The 24,615-nt window shown below is 56.0% G+C and carries 23 protein-coding genes; 17 read left to right on the top strand and 6 right to left on the bottom strand.

The genetic code is table 11. The annotated features are described in order from the left end of the window. Window positions 1-6 precede the first annotated feature (6 nt). Window positions 7-264: a spore coat protein CotJB gene (locus MCACP_RS07980; RefSeq protein WP_406676261.1), complete on the bottom strand. Its 258-nt coding sequence runs from the start codon at window positions 262-264 to the stop codon at window positions 7-9. 24 nt (window positions 265-288) lie between these two features. Next, window positions 289-492: a spore coat associated protein CotJA gene (locus MCACP_RS07975; protein WP_406676260.1), complete on the bottom strand. Its 204-nt coding sequence runs from the start codon at window positions 490-492 to the stop codon at window positions 289-291. A 361-nt stretch (window positions 493-853) separates the two neighbouring features. Between MCACP_RS07975 and MCACP_RS07970 the strand changes: the two genes are divergently transcribed. From MCACP_RS07970 to MCACP_RS07925, 10 genes are all read left to right on the top strand, one after another. Next, complete coding sequence (locus tag MCACP_RS07970) at window positions 854-3,256, top strand: DMSO/selenate family reductase complex A subunit (RefSeq protein ID WP_406676259.1); 2,403 nt, start codon at window positions 854-856, stop codon at window positions 3,254-3,256. A 79-nt stretch (window positions 3,257-3,335) separates the two neighbouring features. Beyond that, complete coding sequence (locus MCACP_RS07965; protein ID WP_406676258.1) at window positions 3,336-3,923, top strand: DMSO/selenate family reductase complex B subunit; 588 nt, start codon at window positions 3,336-3,338, stop codon at window positions 3,921-3,923. A gap of 19 nt (window positions 3,924-3,942) precedes the next feature. Next, window positions 3,943-4,794 (top strand): dimethyl sulfoxide reductase anchor subunit family protein, encoded by an 852-nt coding sequence (locus MCACP_RS07960; RefSeq protein ID WP_406676257.1) that lies wholly within the window; start codon window positions 3,943-3,945, stop codon window positions 4,792-4,794. A 96-nt stretch (window positions 4,795-4,890) separates the two neighbouring features. Then, the gene (locus MCACP_RS07955; RefSeq protein WP_406676256.1) at window positions 4,891-6,051 is read left to right on the top strand and encodes a 4Fe-4S binding protein; all 1,161 of its coding nucleotides are present in this window, start codon (window positions 4,891-4,893) and stop codon (window positions 6,049-6,051) included. Then, the gene (locus tag MCACP_RS07950) at window positions 6,051-8,081 is read left to right on the top strand and encodes a molybdopterin-dependent oxidoreductase (protein WP_406676255.1); all 2,031 of its coding nucleotides are present in this window, start codon (window positions 6,051-6,053) and stop codon (window positions 8,079-8,081) included. Before MCACP_RS07955 ends, MCACP_RS07950 begins: the two co-directional genes overlap by 1 nt. 49 nt (window positions 8,082-8,130) lie before the next feature. Next, complete coding sequence (locus MCACP_RS07945) at window positions 8,131-8,679, top strand: 4Fe-4S dicluster domain-containing protein (protein ID WP_406676254.1); 549 nt, start codon at window positions 8,131-8,133, stop codon at window positions 8,677-8,679. Between the two features lie 58 nt (window positions 8,680-8,737). After that, the gene (locus MCACP_RS07940; RefSeq protein ID WP_406676253.1) at window positions 8,738-9,916 is read left to right on the top strand and encodes a PucR family transcriptional regulator; all 1,179 of its coding nucleotides are present in this window, start codon (window positions 8,738-8,740) and stop codon (window positions 9,914-9,916) included. 48 nt (window positions 9,917-9,964) lie between these two features. Continuing rightward, window positions 9,965-10,654, top strand: a complete 690-nt coding sequence (locus MCACP_RS07935) for a TorD/DmsD family molecular chaperone (RefSeq protein WP_406676252.1) — start codon at window positions 9,965-9,967, stop codon at window positions 10,652-10,654. Beyond that, window positions 10,651-10,935 carry an ACT domain-containing protein gene (locus MCACP_RS07930; protein WP_406676251.1) on the top strand — a complete coding sequence of 95 codons (285 nt, stop codon included), beginning with the start codon at window positions 10,651-10,653 and terminating at the stop codon, window positions 10,933-10,935. Before MCACP_RS07935 ends, MCACP_RS07930 begins: the two co-directional genes overlap by 4 nt. Window positions 10,936-11,016: 81 nt before the next feature. Continuing rightward, entirely contained in the window at window positions 11,017-12,390 is a 1,374-nt protein-coding gene (locus MCACP_RS07925) for a PFL family protein (RefSeq protein ID WP_406676250.1), read from the top strand. 68 nt (window positions 12,391-12,458) lie between these two features. Here MCACP_RS07925 and MCACP_RS07920 read toward each other — a convergent pair whose 3' ends face one another. Beyond that, complete coding sequence (locus MCACP_RS07920; RefSeq protein WP_406676249.1) at window positions 12,459-14,255, bottom strand: glycoside hydrolase family 15 protein; 1,797 nt, start codon at window positions 14,253-14,255, stop codon at window positions 12,459-12,461. Window positions 14,256-14,417: 162 nt separating this feature from the next. Between MCACP_RS07920 and spoVAC the strand changes: the two genes are divergently transcribed. From spoVAC to MCACP_RS07885, 7 genes are all read left to right on the top strand, one after another. Next, window positions 14,418-14,930, top strand: coding sequence for a stage V sporulation protein AC (gene spoVAC / locus MCACP_RS07915; RefSeq protein WP_406676248.1), 513 nt, complete (start codon window positions 14,418-14,420; stop codon window positions 14,928-14,930). A gap of 12 nt (window positions 14,931-14,942) precedes the next feature. Beyond that, entirely contained in the window at window positions 14,943-15,959 is a 1,017-nt protein-coding gene (gene spoVAD / locus MCACP_RS07910; protein WP_406676247.1) for a stage V sporulation protein AD, read from the top strand. An 82-nt stretch (window positions 15,960-16,041) separates the two neighbouring features. Next, a complete protein-coding gene (gene spoVAE / locus MCACP_RS07905) occupies window positions 16,042-16,386 on the top strand; it encodes a stage V sporulation protein AE (protein ID WP_406678717.1) in 345 nt (114 codons plus the stop codon). A 20-nt stretch (window positions 16,387-16,406) separates the two neighbouring features. Continuing rightward, window positions 16,407-17,996, top strand: a complete 1,590-nt coding sequence (locus MCACP_RS07900) for a spore germination protein (RefSeq protein ID WP_406678716.1) — start codon at window positions 16,407-16,409, stop codon at window positions 17,994-17,996. After that, window positions 17,986-18,954, top strand: coding sequence for an acyl-CoA dehydratase activase-related protein (locus MCACP_RS07895; protein WP_406676246.1), 969 nt, complete (start codon window positions 17,986-17,988; stop codon window positions 18,952-18,954). Before MCACP_RS07900 ends, MCACP_RS07895 begins: the two co-directional genes overlap by 11 nt. Continuing rightward, window positions 18,951-20,075, top strand: coding sequence for an acyl-CoA dehydratase activase-related protein (locus MCACP_RS07890; protein WP_406676245.1), 1,125 nt, complete (start codon window positions 18,951-18,953; stop codon window positions 20,073-20,075). The genes MCACP_RS07895 and MCACP_RS07890 overlap by 4 nt, the downstream gene beginning before the upstream one ends. Before the next feature lie 337 nt (window positions 20,076-20,412). Further along, window positions 20,413-21,372 carry an acyl-CoA dehydratase activase gene (locus MCACP_RS07885; protein ID WP_406676243.1) on the top strand — a complete coding sequence of 320 codons (960 nt, stop codon included), beginning with the start codon at window positions 20,413-20,415 and terminating at the stop codon, window positions 21,370-21,372. A gap of 12 nt (window positions 21,373-21,384) precedes the next feature. Here the strand turns inward: MCACP_RS07885 and galU are convergent, their stop codons facing one another. From galU to MCACP_RS07870, 3 genes are all read right to left on the bottom strand, one after another. Further along, window positions 21,385-22,293, bottom strand: a complete 909-nt coding sequence (galU, locus tag MCACP_RS07880; protein ID WP_406676242.1) for a UTP--glucose-1-phosphate uridylyltransferase GalU — start codon at window positions 22,291-22,293, stop codon at window positions 21,385-21,387. Between the two features lie 73 nt (window positions 22,294-22,366). Continuing rightward, window positions 22,367-23,119, bottom strand: coding sequence for a trehalose-phosphatase (gene otsB / locus MCACP_RS07875; RefSeq protein WP_406676241.1), 753 nt, complete (start codon window positions 23,117-23,119; stop codon window positions 22,367-22,369). Further along, window positions 23,094-24,554: an alpha,alpha-trehalose-phosphate synthase (UDP-forming) gene (locus tag MCACP_RS07870; protein ID WP_406676240.1), complete on the bottom strand. Its 1,461-nt coding sequence runs from the start codon at window positions 24,552-24,554 to the stop codon at window positions 23,094-23,096. Before MCACP_RS07870 ends, otsB begins: the two co-directional genes overlap by 26 nt. Between the last annotated feature and the right edge of the window lie 61 nt (window positions 24,555-24,615).

Here is a 24,615-nt window from a genome sequence, read left to right as displayed (position 1 = left end):
CCTCCGCTAAAAGGTTATTTCCCATGGCCAGGGTTCGTCGATCCAACGCCAGGCCTGAGGACTGGGCGTGCTGCCGTAATTTGTTAAAGGACCGTAAAGGTTTTCGTATTCCTTTTTTGCCGCCAGCAGGGCTTCGCTGGCGGCATTATATTCCGCCAATGCCCGGTAGTCTTCGGGGTGAGTATCCAGGTAGAGATTAAACTCGATACAAGTAAATTCCAGGGCCATAATTTTCTTTAGCAGATTTAAGCGTTGCGAATCCATTATTTTTCCCTCCGCCAGATTGTTTTAAGGTGTCCGCCGGGGCGGGTAAGGACGGTAAAGTTCTGGGAAAATCGTCCCCCGGGCCAGGCCTTCCCCAGGGTCCCACCTGCTGGTAAAGCGCTGCCAGGGTACATAGGCCCGGGCCAGCTGGTAAGAAAAGGACTGTTTTTCTACATTATCTTTGAGTTGCCCTGGGATACCCTGCATACTCTGCTGGTCGGCAGACATAATAAATCTCCTCCCTTAAAAATGGCTACTTCATATTATGATGGAGCGATGAGGAAGAGTTACCAGGAGATAAAGCTAATTCCATAGGCAACCATTATTTAACCGGGTTCTATTTTTTGTACGTCAGGATAAAATGTAGACTATTAGATTTGGGATGGGCAACAAAGGGAAGGAGTCCAGGTACGTTGAAGTATTTATTTGTGAACGCTGGTACATTTAAAAAAGGGAATTTTAACCAGGGCGATTGCGGGAATTGAGGGTTCGAATTGACTCGCCCGGCAATATTTAATCTAGAAATCGACATTTATCTTTAAGCGTACCGGCGGCTCCGGTTATTCAGTTAAAAAGGAGGAGAGGCAGTATGGCTGAGGACGCCAAACTGTGGCTCAAGCCTATCTCCAGGCGCAAGTTTTTAGCCCTTAGTGCGGCTGCTGCCGGTGGGGCCGCAGCCCTGACAACCCTGTCATGGGGGAAAAAGGCCGGGGCTGTAGCGGGTGGTGCTGCCGCTGCTGCAAACGGGGAAACAATTATCCCTACCAGTTGCGTGCATAACTGTGGCGGTCGCTGCCCCCTATACGCCCATGTTAAAGACGGCGTGGTAACCTGGTTTTCCTCCGATCAAGAAGGAAACGACAGTCCTGATTTTCCCCAGGTTCGCGCTTGCCTGAGGGGACGTTCCCAGAGGAAACGCCTCTATCACCCCGACCGGTTGAAATACCCCATGAAGCGGGTAGGTAAACGAGGGGAAGGCAAATTTGAAAGGATTTCCTGGGACGAAGCCTTGGATACTATTGCCAGGGAGCTGCAGCGAATCAAAAGCAACTATGGCAACGAAGCAATATATATCAATTATGCCACCGGTATTTACGGCCAGATCAGCCAATCATGGATTACGCCGGCCTTCGGCGGTGCCCTGCCGCGTTTTCTTAACATGTTCGGCGGGTATCTGGGTTACTACAACACCTATAGCTCGGCCTGTTTCAGTTATGCCGCCCCATATACCTTTGGTACGGTGGAAGGTAACAGCCCCGATGACCTTTTAAACTCCAAACTTATCGTTCTTTTTGCCGACAACCCTGGTGAGACGCGCCTGGGCGGGGCCAATGGCCATTATTACCTGCGCCTGGCCAAGGAGAAGGGGGCGCGGATAATTGTTGTCGATCCCCGTTATACTGATACGGCCGTAACCCTGGCCGACGAGTGGATTCCTATCCGGCCGACGACGGATAATGCCCTCATTGACGCCCTGGCCTATGTAATGATTAATGAAAATCTCCACGACCAGGCCTTCTTGGATAAGTACTGCCTGGGTTTCGACGAGGAACATATGCCTCCTGGTATTCCGCCTGGTAACTCCTACAAGAGCTATGTCCTGGGCCAGGGCGAAGATAAAACCCCAAAGACACCGGAATGGGCGGAAGCCATTACCGGTGTACCCCGCGACACCATTATCAAGCTCGCCCGCCAGATTGCCAGCATAAAACCCTGCTGTCTCTTGCAGGGATTGGGCTGGCAGCGTCATGCCTATGGCGAACAACCCGTGCGCGGCCTACCGGTCCTGGCGGCCATGACAGGTAATATCGGTATACGCGGCGGCGGGCCTGGTCTGCGTAACAGCGGGCACGCGGTAGTAATTGGCTGGATGCCAGCCGGGCAAAATCCTGTTAAAGCTTCGATCCCCTGCTTTATGTGGCCGGAGGCTGTTGAGCGCGGCCATGAACTGACTGCTGCCGATGGGGTCAAGGGTGTAGATAAGCTATCTACGGATATTAAGATGATCTGGAACTATGGCGGTAACACCCTTATTAACCAGCACTCGGATATTAATAAGACTGCTAAAATCCTGGCTGATGAGAAGAAGTGTGAGTTTATCCTTGTTCACGATGTCTTCATGACGCCCAGTGCAAGGTTTGCCGATATCCTGTTACCGGATGTAACCCACTTCGAGCGGGAAGATATTGTTACCTTCGCCTCTGGTATCGGTTACGCCATCTACCATCAGAAAGTTGTAGACCCCATGTACGAATGCCGTAGCCTTTATGATGTTTGTAGCGAACTGGCCAAACGTCTGGGCTTTGGCGACCAGTACACCGAGGGTAAAAGCGAGCAGGATTGGCTGCGGGAAGCTGTTAACGTTGCCCGGCAAAAGGACCCCAACTTCCCCAGCTTTGAGGAGTTCCGGCGTAAGGGTATCTACAAGGTGGCACCGAAAGACCCCATCGTAGCCTATGAAAAACAGATTAAGGATCCGACCAACTATCCCTTTAAGACACCTTCGGGTAAGATCGAAATCTTTTCGCCGCGACTGTGGGCTATGAACAACCCCAAGGAAATCCCGGCCATCCCCAAGTATATCCCGGCCTGGGAAGGTCCCCAGGATCCTCTGCGGGCTAAATATCCCTTGCAGTGTATAGGTCCCCACTACAAGCGACGGGTCCATTCGACCTTTGACAACGTGCCCTGGCTGGAAGAGGCATCCCCGCAGGAGATGTGGATTAACCCGCGGGATGCTGCGGAACGAGGCCTTAAGGACGGCGATAAAGCGCGAGTATTCAATGACCGCGGGGAACTAATAATCAAGGTAAAGGTAACACCACGAATTATGCCCGGGGTGGTAGCTATCCCCCAGGGTGCCTGGTGGACGCCGGATAGTAACGGGGTGGACCAGCGAGGCTGTATCAACACCCTGACCAAATATCATCCCACGCCCCTGGCCCACGGCAACCCCCAGCATACCAACCTGGTGCAGGTAGTCAAAGCTTAAGTTGAGAGCCTGTAATCATGTTGTAAGAGGAGAGATAGAGGTAAATAAAGAGGTAAAAGATAGAACGGAGGAAGAAAATATGGCCGGTCAGCTAGGTTTCCATATCCAGCAGGACCGCTGCATCGGCTGCTTTACCTGCCAGATCGCCTGCAAAGATAAAAACGACCTGGAGGTAGGGCAGCTCTTCCGGCGTGTCCATGAAATAGCCGGGGGCGGCTATACGGAGGTAGGCAATAATGCCTTTAAGGCCGACGTTTATGCCTACTGGATTTCCCTGGGGTGCAACCACTGCCAGGCGGCGCCCTGCGTCAAAAACTGCCCCACCGGAGCCATGCAGAAGCGCCCCGAGGACGGGGTTGTCTTTATCGACCAGAATAAATGCATCGGCTGCCGTTACTGCATCTGGAGCTGCCCCTACGGCGCGCCCCAGTATAACCCCAAAAGCGGCAAGGTGGGCAAGTGCGACTTCTGTCGCGATCTCCTGGCCAAAGGGGAACAACCGGCGTGCGTGGCCGCCTGCCCCATGCGGGTACTGGATTTCGGCCCCCTGGACGAGCTCAAAAAGAAATACGGCGGTACCAACCAGATCAAAGGCCTGCCTGACCCCGGCATTACCAAACCCTCAATTTTAATAACCCCTCACCGGGATGCAGCCCTGGGGAAATAAAGAAAGGGAGGAGAAGCTGATGGGAAAAGAATGGGCACTGGTGCTTTTTACCCTGCTGGCCCAGACGAGCATAGGTTTAATGGTCGTTGCCCAGGCTTTGAACTTAAAGCAGAGGGCAGGGCTCAAGCCGGTTCTCCTGTGGGTGGGTATCCTCATGGCGGCCAGCATGATAGTCTCCCTGGGACACCTGGGCAGTCCCCTGGGAGCGCCGCGGGCCATTTTTAACCTGAAAACCTCATGGTTGAGCCGGGAAATCTTCTTTGCGGCAGGTTTCTTCGTCCTGTGGCTGGTGAGCTACTTTGTGGAACTGCGGACCCAGGTCGGCGAAGGGGTGAAGGCGATTACAGGCTGGCTGGCGGGCTTTTGCGGCGTCCTGGCCCTTATCAGCATGGCCAACATCTATGTCCACACCATCCTGCCGGCGTGGGCGACGGTCTATACCCATATATCCTTCTACAGTACGGCCCTGGTGCTGGGGGCCATTCTCTACGCCGTCCTCGCCTACCGGGCCCGGCAGGAAGGCCAGGGAGGTATGCTGAAAACAACGGTCATCCTGGCGGTCGCCGGTATAGCCCTGCAGCTGGTCAGCCTGCCGCCTTACCTGGCCGGTCTGAGCGCCGGTCCCGTGGCAGCTCAAGAATCAGCCCGGTTACTTGTGGGAGCGGCGCCGGTGCTAATCCTTAGCCAGGCCCTGGCAGTAATCGGTGGTCTTGTCTTTACCATTCTGGCCCTGCGGGCTTACGGCGAAAAGGGTTCGACCCTGGCGGGACAGTGGCTCTACGGTGCCCTGGCGCTCCTCATCCTGGCCGAGTTCGCCAGCCGGTATCTTTTCTATGCCACCGGGGTCGGCATTATGGTCGGCCAGTTCTAAGCTTCAATGTCAGTCTTGACCGCCGGACCCGAAAGTATGATAAAATATGATTAAATGAAGTGAAAAGCGGGCATTAAAGGCCCGCTTTTACACAAAATGGGGGTGGGGAAACTGGATCTGGAGACCATCGCCGCTACCCTGACGGGTTGGGGACAGGTACGCCTGCAGGGAGATGCCTGTATCAGGGGGAAATCGCCCCGGGCAACTTGCCAGCGGTGCCAGGAAGCGTGCCCGGTAAAGGGTATTGACCTGGGAAGCGGTGGGCCCGTGGTCAAGGATTGTCAGCGCTGCGGCCTCTGCACCGCAGCCTGTCCTACGGGGGCCCTGGAGGATCCAGAGCGGACCCACTCCTTTTTCCTGGCCCGGGGACGGGAGAGTATAGCCGTCACCGGTCAGGCCCTCTTCACCTGTAGCCAAGGGGGAGAAGACCACCGGCGGGATGGCTGGATAATGACTTCCTGCCTGGGAGCCGTCACCCCGGAGGTAGTCCTCGCCCTGGCAGTGAGGGGACAAGTAGGTTTTCGCTACCTCCCGGAAAAGTGTGCCGGTTGCCCGTGGGGGGAGAAGGGAGAGCAGCTCTTTCTGTCTTCCTTTGCCTGGGCCCGGCAAGCCCTGGAGGCTATGGGTTTGCCCGGGAATCGCCTTTTCCGGGGAGAGTACCGCAAGCCGGCTCCTAATAAGAGTGGCGCGGCTGGCAGGACCGGTGGCAGCCAGATCACGGCGGCCATGGGCCGGCGCGAATTTTTCCGCTCCCTGGTACGCGGTATCAAAATCCCCGGGGTAAAAATCACTCCGGCCGCTCCTTCCCTCCAGTCTGGGCCTGCCAGGTCACGGGCCCTTATCCTGCAGCAGGCCCTGGAGGAAGCCAGGCCCGCGGGTGGCTATCCGGCAAAGGCTCGCCTGCCCCTGGCCTCTCTGAAAATAGCCGCTCCCTGTTATCTCTGCAATATATGCAGCCGGCTGTGCCCGGCCGGGGCCCTGGAGCTAGCGCAAGGGGAGTTGAGGTTTTACCCCTCGCGCTGCAACCATTGTGACCTTTGCCTGGCGGTATGTCCCCATCATAGCCTGGTCTGGGGAGAGGACCTACCCCTGGAGTTTATAACCGTGGGAGCAACCTGTACCCTGGCGGTAGCCACAGAACACCAGTGCGCCAGCTGCGGCGAAACCTTCCAGGCCAGCGCTGCAGCAGTAGAATGCCTGCGCTGTACCTTGAACCGGCACCTGCCCGGTGGGCCTGCCGGGAGGGCCGGGGCTTAATGACAGCAAAATATTACCGCCATACATGCCCCCGGAATTGTTACAACACCTGTGGTCTGATTTCCCTGGTAGAAGGGGGAAAAATCAAGGAGCTGTACGGCGATCCGGCCCACGGCTACAGCCGGGGACACCTCTGCCGTTTCGGTTACCGCTATCTCGATATCTTCCACCATCCGGATCGGATAGTTTACCCTTTACGACAGGAGCCCCGGGGTTCAGGTAACTGGCGCCGGATAGGCTGGGACGAAGCCTTGAACCTAATCGCCGGAAAAATGCTGGAGTTGAAGGAACGTTATGGTTCCTTTTTACCAGTCTTCATTTACAGCAATTCGGGGAACATCGGTCTCCTGCACCAGGCCTGGAATTGGCTGGCCCGCAGCCTGGGCGAAGTGACCATAGCCTCAGGTTCCCTGTGCTGGAGCGCCGGACTGGACGCCATGGTCTACGGTTACGGCGCTCCCAACAACCCCAACCCGGCAGCCATGGCCCGGGCCAATTACCTGATACTCTGGGGTGCCAATCCTGCCTGCACAGCTGTCCATCAGATGGAATATATCTACCAGGTCCGGGAAAAGGGGGGCCGCGTGGTGGTTATTGATCCTGTTTTTACAGCCACGGCGGCCCGGGCCGACACCTATGTACAAATAAAACCGGGCAGCGACGGTGCCCTGGCAATAGGGATGGCCCGCCACCTGTGGCAGGAAGGTTTGGTAGATAATTACTACCTGGAAAACTATGTCCAGGGCTGGCATGAGTGGCGGGAATACCTGGCTGGCCTGGACCCGGCGGAACTGGAGGCAGCTACCGGTGTACCGGTGGACCTGATGGCACGCCTGGCGGAGGAGTATGCCGCCGGCAAGCCGGCGGCCATCTGGATAGGAATCGGCCTGCAGCGTCACATCAACGGCGGCCAGAATATCCGGGCCATCAACGCTCTGGCGGCTATGACGGGTAACCTGGAGCGGGAGGGCGGCGGCGTTTATTATGCCAGTCCGGTGGCGAGCGAGCTTTTTACCACTTCCTGGCCATGGATGCGCCCTTATGGCAGCGCAAGGCAAATACCTATCCATAACCTGGCCCGTGGTCTGAAAGATGCCGAAAACCCGCCGGTAAAAATGGCCCTCCTGGCCAATGCCAACCCGCTGGTACAAAACGCTACCACAGGAGAATTAAAACGTACCCTGGCGAAACTGGAACTGGTGGTTTTGAGCGGCCAGTTCCTGACCGAAACGGCCAGGGTGGCTGACGTTTTCTTGCCGGCAACGACGTTTTTTGAAAGCTGGGACGTTGTCCCCAGCTACTGGCATCGCTGGATAGGCCTCAACGAACCGGCTGTGCCTCCCAGGGGGGAATGCCGCTCCGATATCCAGATGGTAAGTGAGCTGGCCGGGATTTTAAATCAGATGAACCCGGGGAGCTGCCCATTCCCCTCCGGTTGGACGGAAGAAGTGTGGCTGGAGCAGGTTTTTAACCCGCAGGTTTACCGGTTGCTGGAAATAAACCATTACCGCGATCTCCTGGACGGCCCCAGGGAATTAAAGCTCCCTGTTAACCCCTGGGCCGGAGGGCGGTTTGTCACTCCTTCCGGGCGGTATGAGATCTATTCAGACAGGGCGGCCGCAGCCGGCCTGACTCCCCTGCCGGTTTACCTGCCGGCGGCCACGGGTACGGAGGCTTACCCTTACCGGCTTTTGACCCCCCATACCAGCGCCGGCCTGAATTCCCAGTTTTATAATCTCGGTGATGAGCCGGAACCCCTGGCCATTGTTAACCATCAGCTAGCTCGGGAGCGAGGCCTGGATAACGGTAGACCGGCCCGCCTTTACAACAAGTGGGGCGAGATTATAATCCCGGTGGCCATAACTGAAGTGGTGCCGCCGCAAACTATCATCTGCCACCAGCGGCCCCTGCCCGGAGGCCAGATTATCAACGACCTCATCCCACCCCTGGCCACTGATATGGGGAGTATCACCAGCGGCAGCCCTTGTTTAGCCTATTATGACACCTTCGTCAATATCGCCCCACTGTAGTAAAATGCAAGTAGCGCAATGTGATAGCCTTGCGGAGGGGAAGCGTGAGGTGGGACTAGGTTTTTTCCTGGACCTGAATCGTTGTCTCGGTTGCCGGGCCTGTGAAGGGGCCTGCCAGAACTGGAAGGGTCAGGGGTTTTCCCTGCGTCGGGTGCAGGCCTTTACCGGCCAGGTAAAAGGCCGGTGGCAGGAATATTACCTTTCTCTGGCCTGTAACCATTGCGAAAACCCCGAGTGTTTCCGGGTATGTCCCGAACGCACTTATAATAAACGCCGCGACGGCATCGTCTTGCATAACAGCGGTCGGTGCAACGGCTGTAACCGTTGCCTTCGCGCCTGCCCCTTCGCGGCGCCCCGTTACAACCTGGCAACAGGGAAAGTCGCCAAGTGTGATCTCTGCGTAGAGAGAATAGATAACGGCCTGGCACCGGCCTGCGTGGAAGCCTGCCCGGTAAAGGCCCTGCAGGTTTTAAGCTTGGAAGCAGGCAGGGAACTGCAAGAGAGGTGGGTACCGGGGCTGGCCGACGTCAATATCACCCGGCCTACCTTGCGCCTGAAGGCCCCGGAGGTAGGGGTAAGGTTCTTTCTTGTTGATTAATACAAATATTAACGGTGAATCTTATATGGAACCACAAAAATGGTGCCGATTTTTGGAAATGGCTGCTGCGGGTAAGGGTCTGGTTCCTATTGTCCGCCTGCTGGCGGATGTTAGCGGGCGGCCAGCTGTAGTTTGCGACCTTACCCTGCGCATCCTGGCCAGCCAGGTGTTGCCGGGTAATACGATAGAATTGGGCGACTACCTGCCTGTTGAACTTCCCCGGAAGGCGGTGGAGGAGGCTTTCTACCGCGGTCACTTACAGGAAGCAAGGAGAGAAATACCCTTTCTCATGCTTCCCATTGGCGAGGTTACGCTGTATGGTTATCTCTTTCTTCTGGAGGTGGGCGAGGACTGGTACCATTACCGGGAACCCCTCAAAGCAGCCGCCCTGGCAGCCATGATCGAGATGTCGCGGGCCCGTATTACCCAGGAAACCGAGAGGCGTTACCGCAATGAATTTATCTACGATATATTGTATAACAATCTACCCAACCGGGAAGCCATGGTAAACAGGGGTCATCTCTGGGGCTGGGATTTGACACGGCCCCATTTAGTGATGGTTGTCTCCCTGGACCTGGAGGAACAGATGCAAGGGGACGAAACGCTGTGGGAACGGTGGCGCCAGTTAATGCAGCATCACCTGATGCACCGGGCGCCGGAGATAATCTTTGCTGATCGCAGTGACCATCTTATTCTTTTGCTACCAGTCCCTACCGGGGAAAAAGGGGTTAATAAAAGTAAAATCTCCGCACTAGTTAAGTTCCTGCAAAAAGCAACTGCCGCTCACCTGGAAGGAAGGACCTTCTCCGCCGGCACAGGGCGCTTTTATGAAAATGTTGCCGATCTTTACCGGGCCTACCAGGAAGCCAAGGTGGCCCTGGAGATCAGCCGCCTGCTGCGGCGCCGGGGGGCTTTGACCTTTTTTGATGAACTTGGCGCCCTGCGCCTGATCTTTAACAATGGGGAACAGGAACTGGAGGACTATTACGAGGAAACCCTGGGTGTAATCCAGAAATATGATGCCGAGCACAACACCGCTCTCATGGAAACCCTGGCTACCTACCTGTACGCTTCCGGGGATTACAACCGGGCGGCCGAAAACATGTATATCCACGTCAATACCCTGCGCTACCGTTTGAAAAAAATAGAAGAACTTCTGGGCCAGGATCTGCGCCGGATTGACGTCCTGGTTAACCTGTATACCGCTCTCCAGGTTAAGATAATGCTTGGTAAATAAAGGTAATTGGTAGACTATAGATACCTACATGTCCAGAAAGGAGATATTATGAAAAAGGAATTATTAACTGAATGGCTTCAGGGACGGGAGCTAGTTTACAGCTTCCTGGCCAGAATCTACCAGGACGGGCCAGCTGAAGATTTGCTGGCAGCCCTGGCCGGGGAAAAATTCCTGGAGGAACTAGCCGCCAGCAGCCGGAACGAAGAGCTGGCCGCAGGTTGCCGGCAGATGCAGGCCGCGCTAATGACCCGGGCCGGTGATCTGGAAGCCTACCGGCAGGAACTCCAGGAGGATTACAACCGCCTTTTCGTCGGTCCCGGTCACCTGGAGGCGCCGCCCTGGGAGTCAGTATATCGCTCCAAGGAGCATCTCCTCTTTGGTGAAGAAACCCTGGCGGTAAGGGAGTTTTATCGTTCTTTTGGCCTGGAGAGTAAAAAGAAAAACCGGGAGCCGGACGACCACCTGGGCCTGGAAATGGAATTCATGGCCCGGTTGAGCAGGACGGCGGCCGCAAAAGTCCAGGCCGGCGAGGATGCAACTGAATTCCTGCAGGGGCAGCGGCGCTTTTTAAAGGAACACCTGGAGCAATGGGTGCCGGCCTTATGCAGCGATATCCAGGGAGCTGCCCGGACTGAGTTTTTCCGTGGCCTGGCCCTCTTCACCAGGGGCTGGTTGGAAGCCGATGCCGCTGAACTGGAAGCGGTACTGGAGGATTTTTGCGGGGGTGAAAAATCATGACAGTTGCCGACGGCCGGGCCATAATCACAGTTTTAGGCCAGGACAGGGTTGGTATTTTAGCGGGTATAACCGCCGTCCTGGCGGCGGCCAATGTGAATATCCTCGATATCAGCCAGACCATCTTGCAGGAATTTTTCACCATGATTATGATTGTGGACCTGAAGGGTAGTAATCTTGATTTTTTTGACCTGCAAAAACAACTTAAGGCCAGGGGCGAAGAACTGGGTGTCCAGGTGACAATGCAGCAGGCGGAAGTCTTCAAATTTATGCACCGCATCTAACCGCAGCCCCCATGAGGTTAAATGAGGGTAAGCCCGCAACTAAATGATAAGCCTTCTCCCATTCAAAGATGGAGGAAAACAATGCCGACTCTATTTTCATTTACCCCGGAAGAAATTTTAGAAACCATCCGCATGGTTCAGGTAGAAAACCTGGATATCAGGACCATTACCCTGGGTATCAGCCTGCGCGATTGCGCTACCGGGAGTCTAAAGGAAACCTGCCGCCGCGTATACGATAAAATAACCCGCCTGGCAGATAAACTTGTTGCTGTTGGCGAAGAAGTGGCGACTGCTTATGGCATCCCCATTGTTAACAAGCGTATAGCCGTAACCCCCATAGCCCAGGTGGGTGAACCTTCGGGAGAAAGTGACCTCACCCCTCTGGCCCGGACCCTGGACCGGGCGGCAGAAGCGGTAGGGGTGAACTTCATCGGCGGCTTTAGTGCCCTGGTACATAAAGGCTTCACTAAAGGTGACCGGGCCATCTTTAATTCCCTGCCGGAAGCCCTGGCCACCACGGAGCGCGTTTGCGCTTCCGTCAATGTGGCCACCACCAGGGCCGGGATGAATATGGACGCCATCGCCGAGTTGGGCCAATTGATTAAAGAGACGGCGCAGCTTACGGCCGACAGGGATGGGATCGGGTGCGCCAAGCTGGTTACCTTTTGCAATGCCCCGGAGGACAATCCCTTTATGGCCGGTGCCTTCCACGGTCCCGGAGAGCCCGAATGCGTATTGAATGTCGGCATCAGTGGTCCGGGGGTTGTCCTGGCGGCGGTACGTCAGCACCCGGAGGCCGACCTGGGTAAGCTCGCGACAATCATTAAAAATACGGCCTTTAAAGTCACCCGCATGGGGGAACTGGTGGGACGTGAAGTTTCAGCCCGCCTGGGAGTGCCCTTCGGCATTGTCGACCTTTCCCTGGCTCCTACCAATGCCCTGGGGGACAGCGTGGCGGAAATTCTGGAAGCCATCGGACTGGAACGCTGTGGCGCCCACGGCACCACGGCCGCCCTGGCTTTACTCAATGATGCCGTCAAAAAGGGAGGGGCCATGGCATCTTCCTACGTCGGGGGCTTAAGCGGCGCCTTTATCCCGGTGAGCGAGGACAACGGCATGATCCGGGCGGTGGAGAGCGGCGCTTTAAGCCTTGAGAAACTTGAAGCCATGACCGCCGTCTGCTCGGTGGGATTGGATATGTTCGCCGTCCCGGGTGATACGCCGGCGGAAGTTATTGCTGCCATCATTGCCGATGAAGCGGCAATCGGCATGATTAACAATAAAACTACGGCCGTCCGGGTCATACCTGTACCGGGGAAAAAGCCCGGGGATATGGTAGAATTCGGCGGCCTCCTGGGACGTGCGCCGGTAATGCGCGTCAACAACTTCAGCCCAGCGGCCATGATCCGGCGCGGCGGCCGTATCCCCGCTCCCGTCCAGGCCCTGGGGAATTAGAGGGAGGCGACGGCCCAGGTAAGAAGGAAAAGATGCTGTTGGGCTCCGGATATACCCGGAGCCCTTTGTTATTCCTCCCGGTAGGCGTAGTCAAGCAAGAACCGGACTATTTCCTGGTGGCTGAAACCCTGGGGAAAATTGCCCCACTGCTCGCCGGTCCGGGGGTCGAAGTGTTCGGCCATCAGGTAAAGGTCAGTAGCATTATCTAGGCAGACCTGTAATAGTTCATGCGCCCGCTCGTAGTTGCCGGAGTGGAGGTAATAGCGCCCCAGCCACAGGGTGGGTAGGTAAAAGGGAATAGCCGCGTGTTCAAAGCGGGCGATCCCTCCCCACATATTAAGCCCGCCCCGGCCTGAAGGTTCGCCCTTGGCAACAGGCGCAGGCTTTTCCATGGCGGCTACCGTCTTCTGTAAACGGGGATGGTTGGCTGCCAGTAAACCATAAAATTCCAAGGCCAGTACGGATATATCCAGGGGAGCGTCAGGCCCGTAATGCTGCAGGTAGGCCTGGCGGTCTACCGACCAGCCGTGGATAAGGAGCTGGCGGCGGACGCGACTTGCCGCCCGGTGCCACCGGCCGGCCCACTGCAACCGCCCCATTTCGATAGATAAATGGGAAGCGGCTGTTAAACCAGCATAGCAAAGGATTTTACCATATAGCCAGTGATCTTTGCGTTCGCGGATTTCCCAGATGCCGTTTTCCGGCTGGTCCCAGTAATTTTCCAGCCAGATGGCCGCCCGGCGGATGGCATCCCAGCGGGAGCGGATATATTCCCGGTCCCGGGTCGCCAGGTAGTGGTTCCACAGGCCGTCCAGGACGTTACCGGCATTATCCAGCTGGATCTGGTGCATGGCAGCGTTGCCGAAGCGAATGGGTTTTTCTCCATTGGGGCCGGCTAGGTCTTCGGCGATGTATTCGGTACCACCCCTTCCTTCCACAGGTACCAGGGGCATATACCAGCCTCCGTCGGGCTGTTGTAAAGAAAGGGCGAATTCATAGAAACTGCGTGCTTCCTCATGATAGCCGGCGGCATCAAAGGCCAGGGCGGTGAAATACCCGTCCCGCAGCCAGCAGTAGCGGTAGTCCCAGTTGTCGTTGCCGCCGGGTACGGCGGGAAAAGAAGTGGTCGGCGCCGCAATAATGGCGCCGGTACGCTCGTAGGTTAGGAGTTTTAAAACCATCAAGCTGCGGTAGTATGCTTCCATAACTTCCGGGTTAGCAGTATGGGGCCGCCGGGCTTTCCTCAGCCACTGGCGCCACCAGGTGAGATTTTCTTCCAGGGAGCTGTAGAAGCCCGCCGTCCAGTGCTGGCGGGCCAGGGTTAAACTGGAGCCGTAAGCCAGAACCAGCCAGAAGCGATGCTTTTCACCCGGTTTTAAAGTCAGGGTGGAAGTAGGTCCCGGTGAACCGGCCATGCCGATGCAGGCTGCGCCTTCGGGACCGGAGATAAATTGGAAAGACCTCTGGAACCGGACTTTAAAAGTATGGACACTGGTAACAATGGGCCGGGCCACCCAATCTACCCTGGGCTTTAAAGTTACTGTACCGGTATTTTCTAGAATAATTAGGCGACTTAAATGGTGGTAGCCCCATGGCATAAAGTCCAGAACAGTAACCTGCAGGCCATTACCTCTACCAATAGTTTCTAAAATATTGCTCTCCGGGAGATAGCGCTGGCTTAGAGGCGTTACCCGGGGTTCAATATCAAGGCGAAGACTACCGCCATATTCTGGGCATAGGGCGGCGGCAAAAAGGGGAAAACTGTCAAAACGCGGCACGCACAGCCAGGCGATGGAAAAGTCCGGAGCAATAAGGGCGGCTGTTTCGCCATTGCCGATAAACCCGTAATATGGCTTATGTTTCAAAAGATGTCTCAACTCCCTCGCCAATCTTAGTAAAAATTTTATGTAAGTTTTTGAGTAAAGTCAACTGCTGGCATAATTACCCAGCGGTTGACTTTTTACGTATAAACAGGGCTCCCGGCGGTCGATAATATAGCCGAGCGATAAAAATTCGAGGTGAGGGTAATGGCTGATAGTACCAGGCAGCCGGGGCCGCCCAAGAAGCCCCTGACCCTGGCGGAACAGGTAAAGCAGCAAAAACAGACCTACGACCAGCAGGCCTACCAGCGCCTGGCCGACAGCGTTAAACCCAGGCCCAGGGTTATCGCTAACGCCCTCAATGCCTTCTGGATCGGGGGGACCATCTCGGCCCTGGCCCAGATCATCACTCTTATTTTTACTTCTGCCGGTTTAAACCCCAGGGATGCTGCTTCGGCGACGGTAATAGTCATGGTTTTCCTGGGGGCCTTCCTGACCGGCCTGGGGATATACGATGAGATTGGCAAAGTCGCCGGTGCCGGTTCTATTATCCCCATTACCGGGTTTGCCAACTCCATCGTGGCACCGGCCATGGAGTATAAACGGGAAGGTTTCGTCTTCGGCGTGGCGGCGAGGATGTTTAACATTGCCGGGCCGGTACTTGTATACGGTTTTATCGTTTCCGTCTTAATAGGACTTATTGCTTATTTCCTGAAGTAGGAGTGACGACCCTTGAGCGCACCTAAAAGGGTAGGGCAACATACCATCCAGTTTGCCAACCCGCCGGTGATTGTGGCCACGGCCTCAATTGTTGGCCCCAAGGAAGGGGAAGGCCCCCTGGGCAACACCTTTGACATGGTTATTGACGACAGCTACTTTGGTGAGGAAACCTGGGAAAAGGCCGAGCGCAAAATGCTGGAAGAAGCCGTCAAAATGGTCATTGCCAAGGCCCGGCTTAAACCCCAGGATATCGATTTCCTCCTGGCCGGTGATCTGTTGAACCAGACCATTTCCGCCAACTATGCCGCCAGGAGTCTGGGGATACCCTTCCTGGGCCTGTACGGGGCTTGCTCTACCATGTATGAGGGCATGGCCCTGGCAGCCATACTCATTGACGGCGGTTTTGCCCACCATGTAGTAGCCGCCTGCAGCAGCCACTATGATACGGCGGAACGCCAGTACCGCTTTCCTACCGAGCAGGGCGTGCAGCGACCGCCGACGGCCCAGTGGACGGTTACCGGGGCCGGGGCCGTTTTAATGGCCCCGGTAGGCAATGGGCCCCGCATTACCCATGCCACCATCGGCCGGGTGCTGGATGTGGGCATCAAGGACCCCAACGATATGGGTTCAGCCATGGCTCCGGCGGCCGTCGATACCATTGTCCGCCACTTCCAGGATACCGGCCGGGGCCCTGTTGATTATGACCTGATTATTACCGGTGACCTGGGCCGGGTCGGGCATGAGATTGCCACCAAACTTTTGGGCGAGCAAAAGTACGATGTCTCCAAGAACTACAGCGACTGCGGCATCCTGATTTATGATCATGAACGCCAGGATACCCATGCCGGCGGCAGCGGCTGTGCCTGCTCGGCGGTGGTTTTTGCCGGCCATTTAATAGGTAAACTAAATGAAGGTCGCTATAAGCGCATCCTGGGGGTGGGTACGGGGGCCCTGTTGAGCACAACGGCGACCCAGCAGGGGGAATCCATACCCGGCATCGGCCACGGCGTGGTGATTGAAAAATTATAGGCAGAAAATGGGTAAAAAAGTCGGAGGGATTTGGGCAAGATTATGCTAAAGCCTACAGGAGGTATAACTAGTGAGTATCGTGATGGCCTTTCTTATTGGCGGCCTCATCTGCCTGGTGGGGCAGCTCATTATGGATCTGACGCCATACAAGGTAACACCGGCCCATATCCTGGTAGGTTTTGTCACGGGTGGGGCGATTTTAAGCGCCCTGGGCCTTTACGGACCCCTGGTGAAAATTGGTGGAGCAGGTGCTACCATCCCCATCAGCGGTTTTGGCCATAACCTGGCCCAGGGTACCCTTGAAGCCGTCCAGGCTAAAGGGCTCCTGGGAGCCTTCAGCGGCGGTATTACCGCCGTGGCTGCAGGTATTGCGGCAGCAGTAATTTTTGGTTTTACGATGGCTGTTTTATTTAATCCCCGGGGCTAGAAGGGGTGAAATTAAAATATATGACCATCTCAGGGGATATTGTCAAAGTTGATAAAAAAGCTGATGTCAACGTCGACTGGATTAGCAAGGAGTTAGGTATCGGTGAAAGCTTTGACGTCGTCAGGCGCAATATTACCTTTGCCGGCCGCAAAGCGACATTGTTTTACCTTGACGGTCTGGTCAAAGACGACATCATGACCTATCTCCTCATCTCTTTCTCCCGGCTGGAGCGGGAGGACCTGGCCCCTGATGCTTTTTTTAAGCTTTATAAGCAGTATCTAAGCTACATTGAAGTCGAAGCCCTGGATGACTTGCATAAAGCCGTCGATAAAATTCTCTGCGGCGGCGTAGTAATGATTGTTGATGGCTTTGAAAAGGTTATCTTAATAGATGTGCGGAAGTACCCGGCCCGCATGCCCGAGGAATCAGACCTGGAACGGGTAGTCCGCGGTTCCCGCGACAATTTTGTTGAAACCCTGTTATTTAATACCAACCTTCTACGCCGCCGCATCCGTGATCCCAAACTGCGAACCGAAATCCTGCAAGTGGGCAGCCGTTCAAAAACTGACGTAGCCGTAGTATATATCAAGGATATTGCCAACCCGCGCCTGGTGGATACCATTAAAGAAAGAATCAAAACTATCAAGATGGATGGCCTCCCCATGGCGGAAAAGTCCCTGGAGGAGTTTATTAGCCCGGGAAGTTTCTGGAATCCCTTCCCGCGGGTGCGCTATACCGAGCGGCCGGATGTAGCCGCCGCTCATCTCCTGGAAGGGCACGTCCTGGTGATGGTGGATACATCTCCCAGCGTCATGATCCTTCCGGCAACCCTTTTCCACCATCTCCAGCACGCCGAAGAATTTCGCCAGGCGCCACTTATCGGTACTTTTTTACGTACGGTACGTTTTTTAGGCGTCGTTATTTCCATATTTTTACCGCCCTTGTGGCTCCTGGTATCCCTGCAATCGGGTCTATTACCACCGGGCCTTTCCTGGATCGGGCCGAAAAAATTAGGGGCCATCCCCCTGACAGTGCAATTTATCTTTGCCGAGCTGGGTATTGACCTTATGCGTATGGCAGCCATTCATACCCCTACAGCCCTGGCCACAGCGTTAGGTTTGATTGCCGCTGTACTGATTGGTGAAATTGCCGTCGCGGTAGGTTTCTTTAACCCGGAAGTAATCCTTTATATGGCCATTGCCGCCGTCGGTATCTTTGCCACCCCCAGCTATGAATTGGGTATGGCCAATACATTGATACGGATTGCATTGTTAATCGGCGTGGGGCTGTTCCGCCTGCCCGGTTTTGTGGCCGTGACCCTGGGCACCTTTTTACTGCTGCTTACTACCAAATCATTCGGCCTGCCCTATCTCTGGCCCTTGATACCCTTTAATGGTAGCGCTTTAAAAGATATTTTTGTGCGGCCACCGGTACCATTACAAAAATTGCGGCCCCGGGTCCTGCAGCCCCTGGACGTGGACCGGCAGCCTTACCCGGAACCGGCCCGCAAGCCCTTGCAGTGGGAAAAAGTAAAGCAAGAGCAAAGACAAAAAGAGAAACGCATCTGGCCGCAATTTATGCAAGACGAGGATGATAACCGTGAAAAATAAAAAGTGGCGTTTGGGGGTGCCGCGCGCCCTCTTTTATTATTACTACGGTCCCTGGTGGGAGACCTTTTTTGAGACCCTGGGAGCCGAGGTGATAGTTTCGCCGCCGACTTGCAGGGAAATCATGGACCTGGGGGTAAGCCTGGCGGTAGCCGAAGCCTGCCTGCCGGTAAAGGTCTATTACGGTCACGCTGCCTGGCTGGCTCCCAGGGTAGATACCCTTTTTGTACCCCGGCTGATCAGCGTGGAAAAAAAGAGTTTTATCTGCCCCAAACTCATGGGCCTGCCTGACATGCTGCGGGCGGCCTTAAAGCCCGGCCCGCCCATTATCGACACTACGGTCAATCTTGCCCGCCGGCCCGAGGAAGGCCTGGCGGCGGCTGTGCAGGGAATGGCCGGGGCGCTGGGGGTGAAGGGCTATCGCGTTGATCTGGCAACAGCGGCGGCGGAGGCTCGTTACCGCACCTGGACCTGCAAGCTGCAGGGAGATACAACGGGCCTTGCAGCTAGAAACACCGGCCAGGTGGGAGAGAGACGGGACGCGCTGCCGGTAGGGATCATTGGCCACGGTTACCTCCTCTACGACCGCTATCTCGGCATGGATATTCCGGGAAAGGTGGCCAGTTTAGGAGGACAGGTCATTTTACCCGAGAATTTAGCCCCTCTCCAGGTAGAAACAGCCTGCCGGCAACTACCGAAACGCCTCTACTGGACCCTGGGGCGGAAGATCTTGGGGGCGGCCCTGCACCTGATGGAACAGGAAAACGTTGCCGGTCTGATTCACCTGACGGCCTTTGGCTGCGGTCCCGATTCTCTGGTGGGCGACCTGGCCGAACGCTATGCCCGCCGCCGGGGCAAGCCTTTTTTGCTGCTGACTTTAGACGAGCATACCGGCGAGGCCGGCCTCAACACCAGGCTGGAAGCTTTCATGGATATGCTCTACCGGAGGCGATCCGCATGAAGGTAACTTTTCCCCATATGGGCCACCTCTGGCTGGTCTTGAAGGCGGCCCTGGAAGGCATCGGCCTGGAGGTGGTGGTCCCGCCGCCCTGTACCCGCCGCACTCTGGAGCTGGGTGTGCGCCATGCGCCGGAATCGGCCTGCCTGCCCTTAAAGGTCAACCTGGGTAATTTCCTGGAGGCAAAAGAACTGGGTGCCGATACCATCGTCATGGCCGGCGGGGTGGGGCCCTGCCGCATCGGGTATTACGCCCAGGTACAGCGGGAGATTCTCCGGGACATAGGTTGCGACTATGAGATGGTGGTCTTTGAACCGCCGGATGTTCATTTTTCTGAAGTCTGGGATAAAGTTAAATACTTGAACCGCAGGCCCTGGCAGGAGGGGGTACGCGGGGTAATCCTGGCCTGGCAAAAGGCCTGCGCCGTTGATTCCCTGGAACAGGAATTGCAACGACTGCGGCCCAGGGAAGCAAAGCCCGGTCAGGCCGATGCCGTCTTCCAGCGAGCTTTGCGGGAGCTGGACGCGGCCGGCGGCCGCGGGGAGATTAAAAAGATCATTAAAAAAGCAAAAAGCGAGATGGCGAAAATACCCCGGCATACCAGTGGACCGGTGCTGCGGGTGGGCATTGTCGGCGAAATCTATACCGTTCTCGAACCCCTGGTTAACCTGAATATCGAAAGGCGCCTGGGGGCTCTGGGAGTAGAAGTGGTCCGGGGGCTTTTCCTCAGCCGCTGGATTAACGATAACCTTTTTAAAGGTCTCCTGCCCCTGCCCGGCCACCACCCGGAAAAAACAGCCCCGCCCTTTCTCAACCACTTTGTCGGCGGCCATGGCTGGGAGTCGGTAGGGGATACAGTCACCTTTGCCCGGCACGGCTGCGACGGCGTCATCCAGCTGGCACCATTAACCTGCATGCCGGAAATAGTCGCCCACTCCGTCATGCCGGCCGTCCAGGAGGCTAATGGCATACCCGTGATGACCATTTACCTGGATGAACAGACGGGCGAAGCCGGCCTGCAGACCCGCCTGGAAGCCTTCGTAGATATGCTGCGCTGGCAGAAGGGGAGGATAGCGGGCAAAGCTTTTGAGCGGCGAGGGAAATACAGCCTCCCGTGGCGGTGAGCTGCCACCAGCGAGGGCATGAGAATCCCCGGCTGGGATTTGGCGGAGCAAAGCGAGCTTCTACCGAGTGGCACAGCGGCCCGGCGAAGCTCCAGGGATGATAAGCGGGGCCGAGGACAGTGAAGCTTTCGACCGGATTCTAAAGGCAAGGAGGCGGAACAGGCCGGGAACCCCGCCTTAAGCCCTGGCTGACCCTGCCCTCAACCGGCAACTGTTTTGTCGCAAAGAATCACCTGTTCCAAACGAGTTGAGTGCTGGACGCTCCACAAGGGCACAGGTTAGCGAGGGGTACAATGCCAGCCTGCGATAGAGTTAATTTTGGAGGAGTTGATAACGAATGCTAACGATTTACCTAGGTATAGATGTCGGCTCGGTGAGCACCAACGTTGTAGCCCTGGATGAACGGGGGCAGGTACTTACCACCGTCTACCTGCGTACCCGGGGCCAGCCGATCCGGGCCATCCAGGAGGGCTTGCGCCAGCTGGTAGCCACTCTAGGTAAAGATATAAGCGTTGCCGGTGTAGGCACTACCGGCAGCGGTCGATCCCTGGCAGCCGTCATGGTGGGTGCCGATGTGATTAAAAACGAAATTACCGCCCATGCCGTAGCGGCGAGTTTTGCTGTGCCCGGGGTGCAGACAGTCCTCGAGATTGGCGGCCAGGATTCCAAGATTATCATCCTCCGCCAGGGCATAGTTACGGACTTTGCCATGAATACCGTCTGCGCTGCCGGTACCGGCTCCTTCCTGGACCAGCAGGCGGCCCGCTTAGGGATTCCCATTGAAGATTTCGGTCGCTGCGCCCTGGAGGCCAGGAGTCCGGTGCGCATTGCCGGGCGCTGCGCCGTCTTTGCCGAATCCGACATGATCCACAAGCAACAGCAGGGCCATCCCCTTGAGGACATCCTCGCCGGTTTATGTGAAGCCCTGGTACGTAATTACTTAAATAACGTCGGCAAAGGGAAAGAAATCCTGCCGCCCGTCGTTTTCCAGGGTGGAGTGGCGGCCAACGCCGGCATGCGTCAGGCTTTTAACCGTGCCCTGGGGACGGAGGTAATCGTCCCCGAACACTACGGTGTCATGGGGGCCTTTGGGGCCGCCCTGCTGGCCAGGGAAATGCAGCCTAAAGCAAGCGCCTTTAGGGGCTTTGATCTTACCGAGCGGGAATTCCGTACCGGCGGTTTTGAGTGCCAGGGTTGCGCCAACCACTGTGAAGTGGTGGAACTGCGAGAAGGACGGCAGCTCCTGGCCCGCTGGGGCGACCGCTGTGGTAAATGGAGTAACGCTGTGGCGGTATAAAACCATACACCTCTATTGTTCTTTGCCGGCAGCAACCTCCAGATTACCCGGGGCCTGAGAGATTATACTCGCCAGGTATTCCCGGAAGGGCCCTGCCAGGTCCGGGCGGGCCAGGGCGAATTCCACCGTTGCCTGGAGGAAACCCAATTTATCACCGATATCGTAGCGCTTACCATGGAATCGGTAGGCATAAACTCGTTTCTCCCGGGCCAGCAGGCGCAGGGCATCTGTTAGCTGGATTTCCCCACCGGCTCCCGGTTGGACTTCCGCCAGGAGGGGGAAGATCTCCGGCACCAGGATGTAGCGGCCGATTACGGCCAGGTTGGAAGGGGCTTCTTCCGGCCGCGGCTTTTCTACCAGGTCCTTAACTTCGATGAGACGGCCGTTGATTTCCAGGGGTTCAATGACGCCGTAACGGCTGACTTCGTCCCGGGGTACTTCCTGGACAGCAATAACTGCAGATTTAACTTCATTGTAAACTTCCAGCATCTGCTCCAGGCAGGAGGGGTGGTTCACGATGATGTCGTCCCCCAGCAGGACGGCGAAGGGGTCCTGGCCGATAAATTTACGGGCGCAGTAAACGGCATGTCCCAACCCCAGCTGTTCCTTCTGCCTTATATAGTGGATATCGGCTAGTTCAGCCACCCCTTCCACCAGGGCCAGGAGATCTTCTTTGTCCTTTTCCCGCAGCAGGTTTTCCAATTCCAGGGAGCGGTCAAAGTGATCCTCAATGGCCCGTTTATTTTTTCCGGTAATAATGAGGATGTCCTCTATTCCTGCATTAACGGCTTCTTCAACTATAAACTGGATGGCCGGTTTGTCAACGATTGGCAGCATTTCTTTGGGTTGGGCTTTAGTGGCCGGCAGGAAGCGGGTGCCCCAGCCGGCAGCAGGAATAATGGCTTTCTGTAAAGTTGACAACAAATACCACCTCGCTTTTGGGACTTTAAACTATCTTTATTGCCAACTGGTCCGGTATAGGCCTGGATTGTTATTAAAAAATTAGAAGCTCCAGGAACTGGACAACTTCTGCTGGCGATGGTAAAAAATAGCGAGCCTCGCCGGCAGCCCTGTTACCTATGCGGATGGCCAGGCCGCCAGCGGGCAAAGCAGCGAAGGCATCTTCATCAGTCCGGTCATCACCTAAATAGACGGGTAATGCCTGGGGCCACTTCCTGGTGAAGTAGGTTACCGCCAGGCCCTTGTTAATGCCCCGGCGACGCACCTCCAGGACTTTATGACCGAAAAGCAATTCGACATTGTTATTTAAAAAAGGCTGCATGGCCCGACGAAACTGTTTTAAGGCTGTCGCAGCCAGCTTTGGGTCAGCCAGGCGGTAATGCAGGGCTACAGCTTCACCTTTATTTTCTACAAAAAGTCCAGGAATACCTGCTATTATCTGGCTGGCCAGCCTGAAAATATCTTCCCAGGGGATATCTTCTTGCCTGGAGGGCAGGAGGTTGATTACCTGCCTTTCCGGCGTGGCTACTTCTGCTCCGTGCAGGCCGGCAAGATAAAGCCCTGCCACTGGCAACAGCTCCTGCAGGTCCTTTAGACTCCGGCCACTAATTATGGCCAGGTGGAAGCCTGGCCTGGATACCAGCTGCCGCAGCAAGGTCAGGAGATGGGTATTGGGACGGGCCAGCTCTGGCCGGGGCGCCAGGGGTACAAGGGTGCCGTCATAGTCACACATGAGGAGTACTTCGGGGTGATTACGGACTTTAGCTGCCAGCTGAGCCGGAGACACTGGGCGCTTCCCCTTCCGGGGCCATCATGGCCTGGTGGAAACAGGTCAACCACCAGCGGATATCATGACGACGCACCTTTTCCTGCATCAGGCGCATTCTTTTTTCCTGCTCGGCCCGGCCCATGGTGAGGGCTCTATTTAAAATCATGGTCATGCCATCGATATCGTATGGATTGACGAGGACAGCACCCTTTAATTCCTGGGCGGCACCGGCAAAACGGCTTAAGACCAGGACCCCGCTGCCGTCATGCCGGGAAGCTACATATTCTTTAGCTACCAGGTTCAGGCCGTCGCGCAAAGGCGTAACCAGCATGACGTCGGCTGCCAGGTAATAGGCTACCAGTTCCTGCCGTGGCAAACCCCGCCAGAAATAATGGACGGGGCGATAGCTACCTTCGCTAAAACGGCCGTTAATGCGTCCTACGGCTGCCTCCACTTCTTCTTTTAGCCGCCGGTAGGCCGGCACAGCCGTCCGACTGGGTACGGCTATCTGAACAAGGGACGCCCGACCACGCCATTCGGGTGATTTTTCCAACAGGCGCTCCCAGGCCAGCAGCCTTTCCACGATACCCTTGGTATAATCAAGCCTTTCTACACTCAGGGCAAGGTGCTCAACACCAAACTGGCTGCGCAAGGCTCTAGCACGGGCCCGGGTCGCCGGATCTAATGCCTGGCGCTGGAAGGCCTGATAATCGATTCCCATGGGCCAGGCACCTACATAGATGCGCCGCTGTTGCCAGTAAACAATATTGTGCTCAAAGTCCACCCTGGCTCCCAGTAAGGCGGCCACGGCATTCAGGAAATTATCGGCATAAGATTGTAAATGAAAGCCCAGGACATCAGTGCCCAGGAGACCGCGCAAGATATGTGATGCCCAGGGAAGGGTGGCCAGGAGGTCGTGGTGGGGAAAGGGGATATGCCAGAAAAAGAACTGTTTCACCTGCGGTTTACGGTGACGAATATGGGACGGTACAAGGGCCAGGTGATAGTCGTTGACCCAGACGATATCGCCTTCCCTGGCTTCCGCAAGGGCAGCATCGGCAAATTTAGCGTTGACTTTAACATATGTTTCCCATTCCAGGGAATTATAACAACACTTTTCTAAAAAATAATGGCACAGGGGCCACAGGGCACCGTTGGTAAAACCGTGGTAATAGAGCTTTATTTCTTCGGTAGTCAGGGGCACCTCCCGAAAGGTATAGGCCGGATCGTCCTGGGGAACCGGTAAACGTACCCCGGGACTATTTTCCTGGGGAGCGTCGCGCCCGCCCCAGGCAACCCAGACACCGCCCTTTTCCTTTAAGAATGGTTCTACCGCCGAGACGAGGCCGCTGATGGCCGGTACAGGTTGGATACCGCTGTCAGTGGCTTGCAGATTGTACGCACCCCGGTTGGAAACCATAATAATTTTAGCAGCTGCATGTTTTTTAGCCACTTAGCATACCTCCTTTTAGCCTGTGCCTATTGTCGGAACCTACTTCACTCCTTTAAAATAA

This window comes from Neomoorella carbonis (genome assembly GCF_045278715.1).
In the GTDB taxonomy this organism is placed as follows: Bacteria; Bacillota; DSM-521; order Neomoorellales; family Neomoorellaceae; genus Neomoorella; species Neomoorella carbonis.
This window is presented reverse-complemented; position numbering and strand designations above follow the sequence as displayed.

Bases quoted from the DNA above. Each gene is read 5' to 3' on its own strand.
- MCACP_RS07980 (WP_406676261.1), bottom strand. From the start codon at position 264: ATGGATTCGCAACGCTTAAATCTGCTAAAGAAAATTATGGCCCTGGAA.
- MCACP_RS07975 (WP_406676260.1), bottom strand. From the start codon at position 492: ATGTCTGCCGACCAGCAGAGTATGCAGGGTATCCCAGGGCAACTCAAA.
- MCACP_RS07970 (WP_406676259.1), top strand. From the start codon at position 854: ATGGCTGAGGACGCCAAACTGTGGCTCAAGCCTATCTCCAGGCGCAAG.
- MCACP_RS07965 (WP_406676258.1), top strand. From the start codon at position 3,336: ATGGCCGGTCAGCTAGGTTTCCATATCCAGCAGGACCGCTGCATCGGC.
- MCACP_RS07960 (WP_406676257.1), top strand. From the start codon at position 3,943: ATGGGAAAAGAATGGGCACTGGTGCTTTTTACCCTGCTGGCCCAGACG.
- MCACP_RS07955 (WP_406676256.1), top strand. From the start codon at position 4,891: ATGGGGGTGGGGAAACTGGATCTGGAGACCATCGCCGCTACCCTGACG.
- MCACP_RS07950 (WP_406676255.1), top strand. From the start codon at position 6,051: ATGACAGCAAAATATTACCGCCATACATGCCCCCGGAATTGTTACAAC.
- MCACP_RS07940 (WP_406676253.1), top strand. From the start codon at position 8,738: ATGGCTGCTGCGGGTAAGGGTCTGGTTCCTATTGTCCGCCTGCTGGCG.
- MCACP_RS07935 (WP_406676252.1), top strand. From the start codon at position 9,965: ATGAAAAAGGAATTATTAACTGAATGGCTTCAGGGACGGGAGCTAGTT.
- MCACP_RS07930 (WP_406676251.1), top strand. From the start codon at position 10,651: ATGACAGTTGCCGACGGCCGGGCCATAATCACAGTTTTAGGCCAGGAC.
- MCACP_RS07925 (WP_406676250.1), top strand. From the start codon at position 11,017: ATGCCGACTCTATTTTCATTTACCCCGGAAGAAATTTTAGAAACCATC.
- spoVAC (WP_406676248.1), top strand. From the start codon at position 14,418: ATGGCTGATAGTACCAGGCAGCCGGGGCCGCCCAAGAAGCCCCTGACC.
- spoVAE (WP_406678717.1), top strand. From the start codon at position 16,042: ATGGCCTTTCTTATTGGCGGCCTCATCTGCCTGGTGGGGCAGCTCATT.
- MCACP_RS07900 (WP_406678716.1), top strand. From the start codon at position 16,407: ATGACCATCTCAGGGGATATTGTCAAAGTTGATAAAAAAGCTGATGTC.
- MCACP_RS07890 (WP_406676245.1), top strand. From the start codon at position 18,951: ATGAAGGTAACTTTTCCCCATATGGGCCACCTCTGGCTGGTCTTGAAG.
- MCACP_RS07885 (WP_406676243.1), top strand. From the start codon at position 20,413: ATGCTAACGATTTACCTAGGTATAGATGTCGGCTCGGTGAGCACCAAC.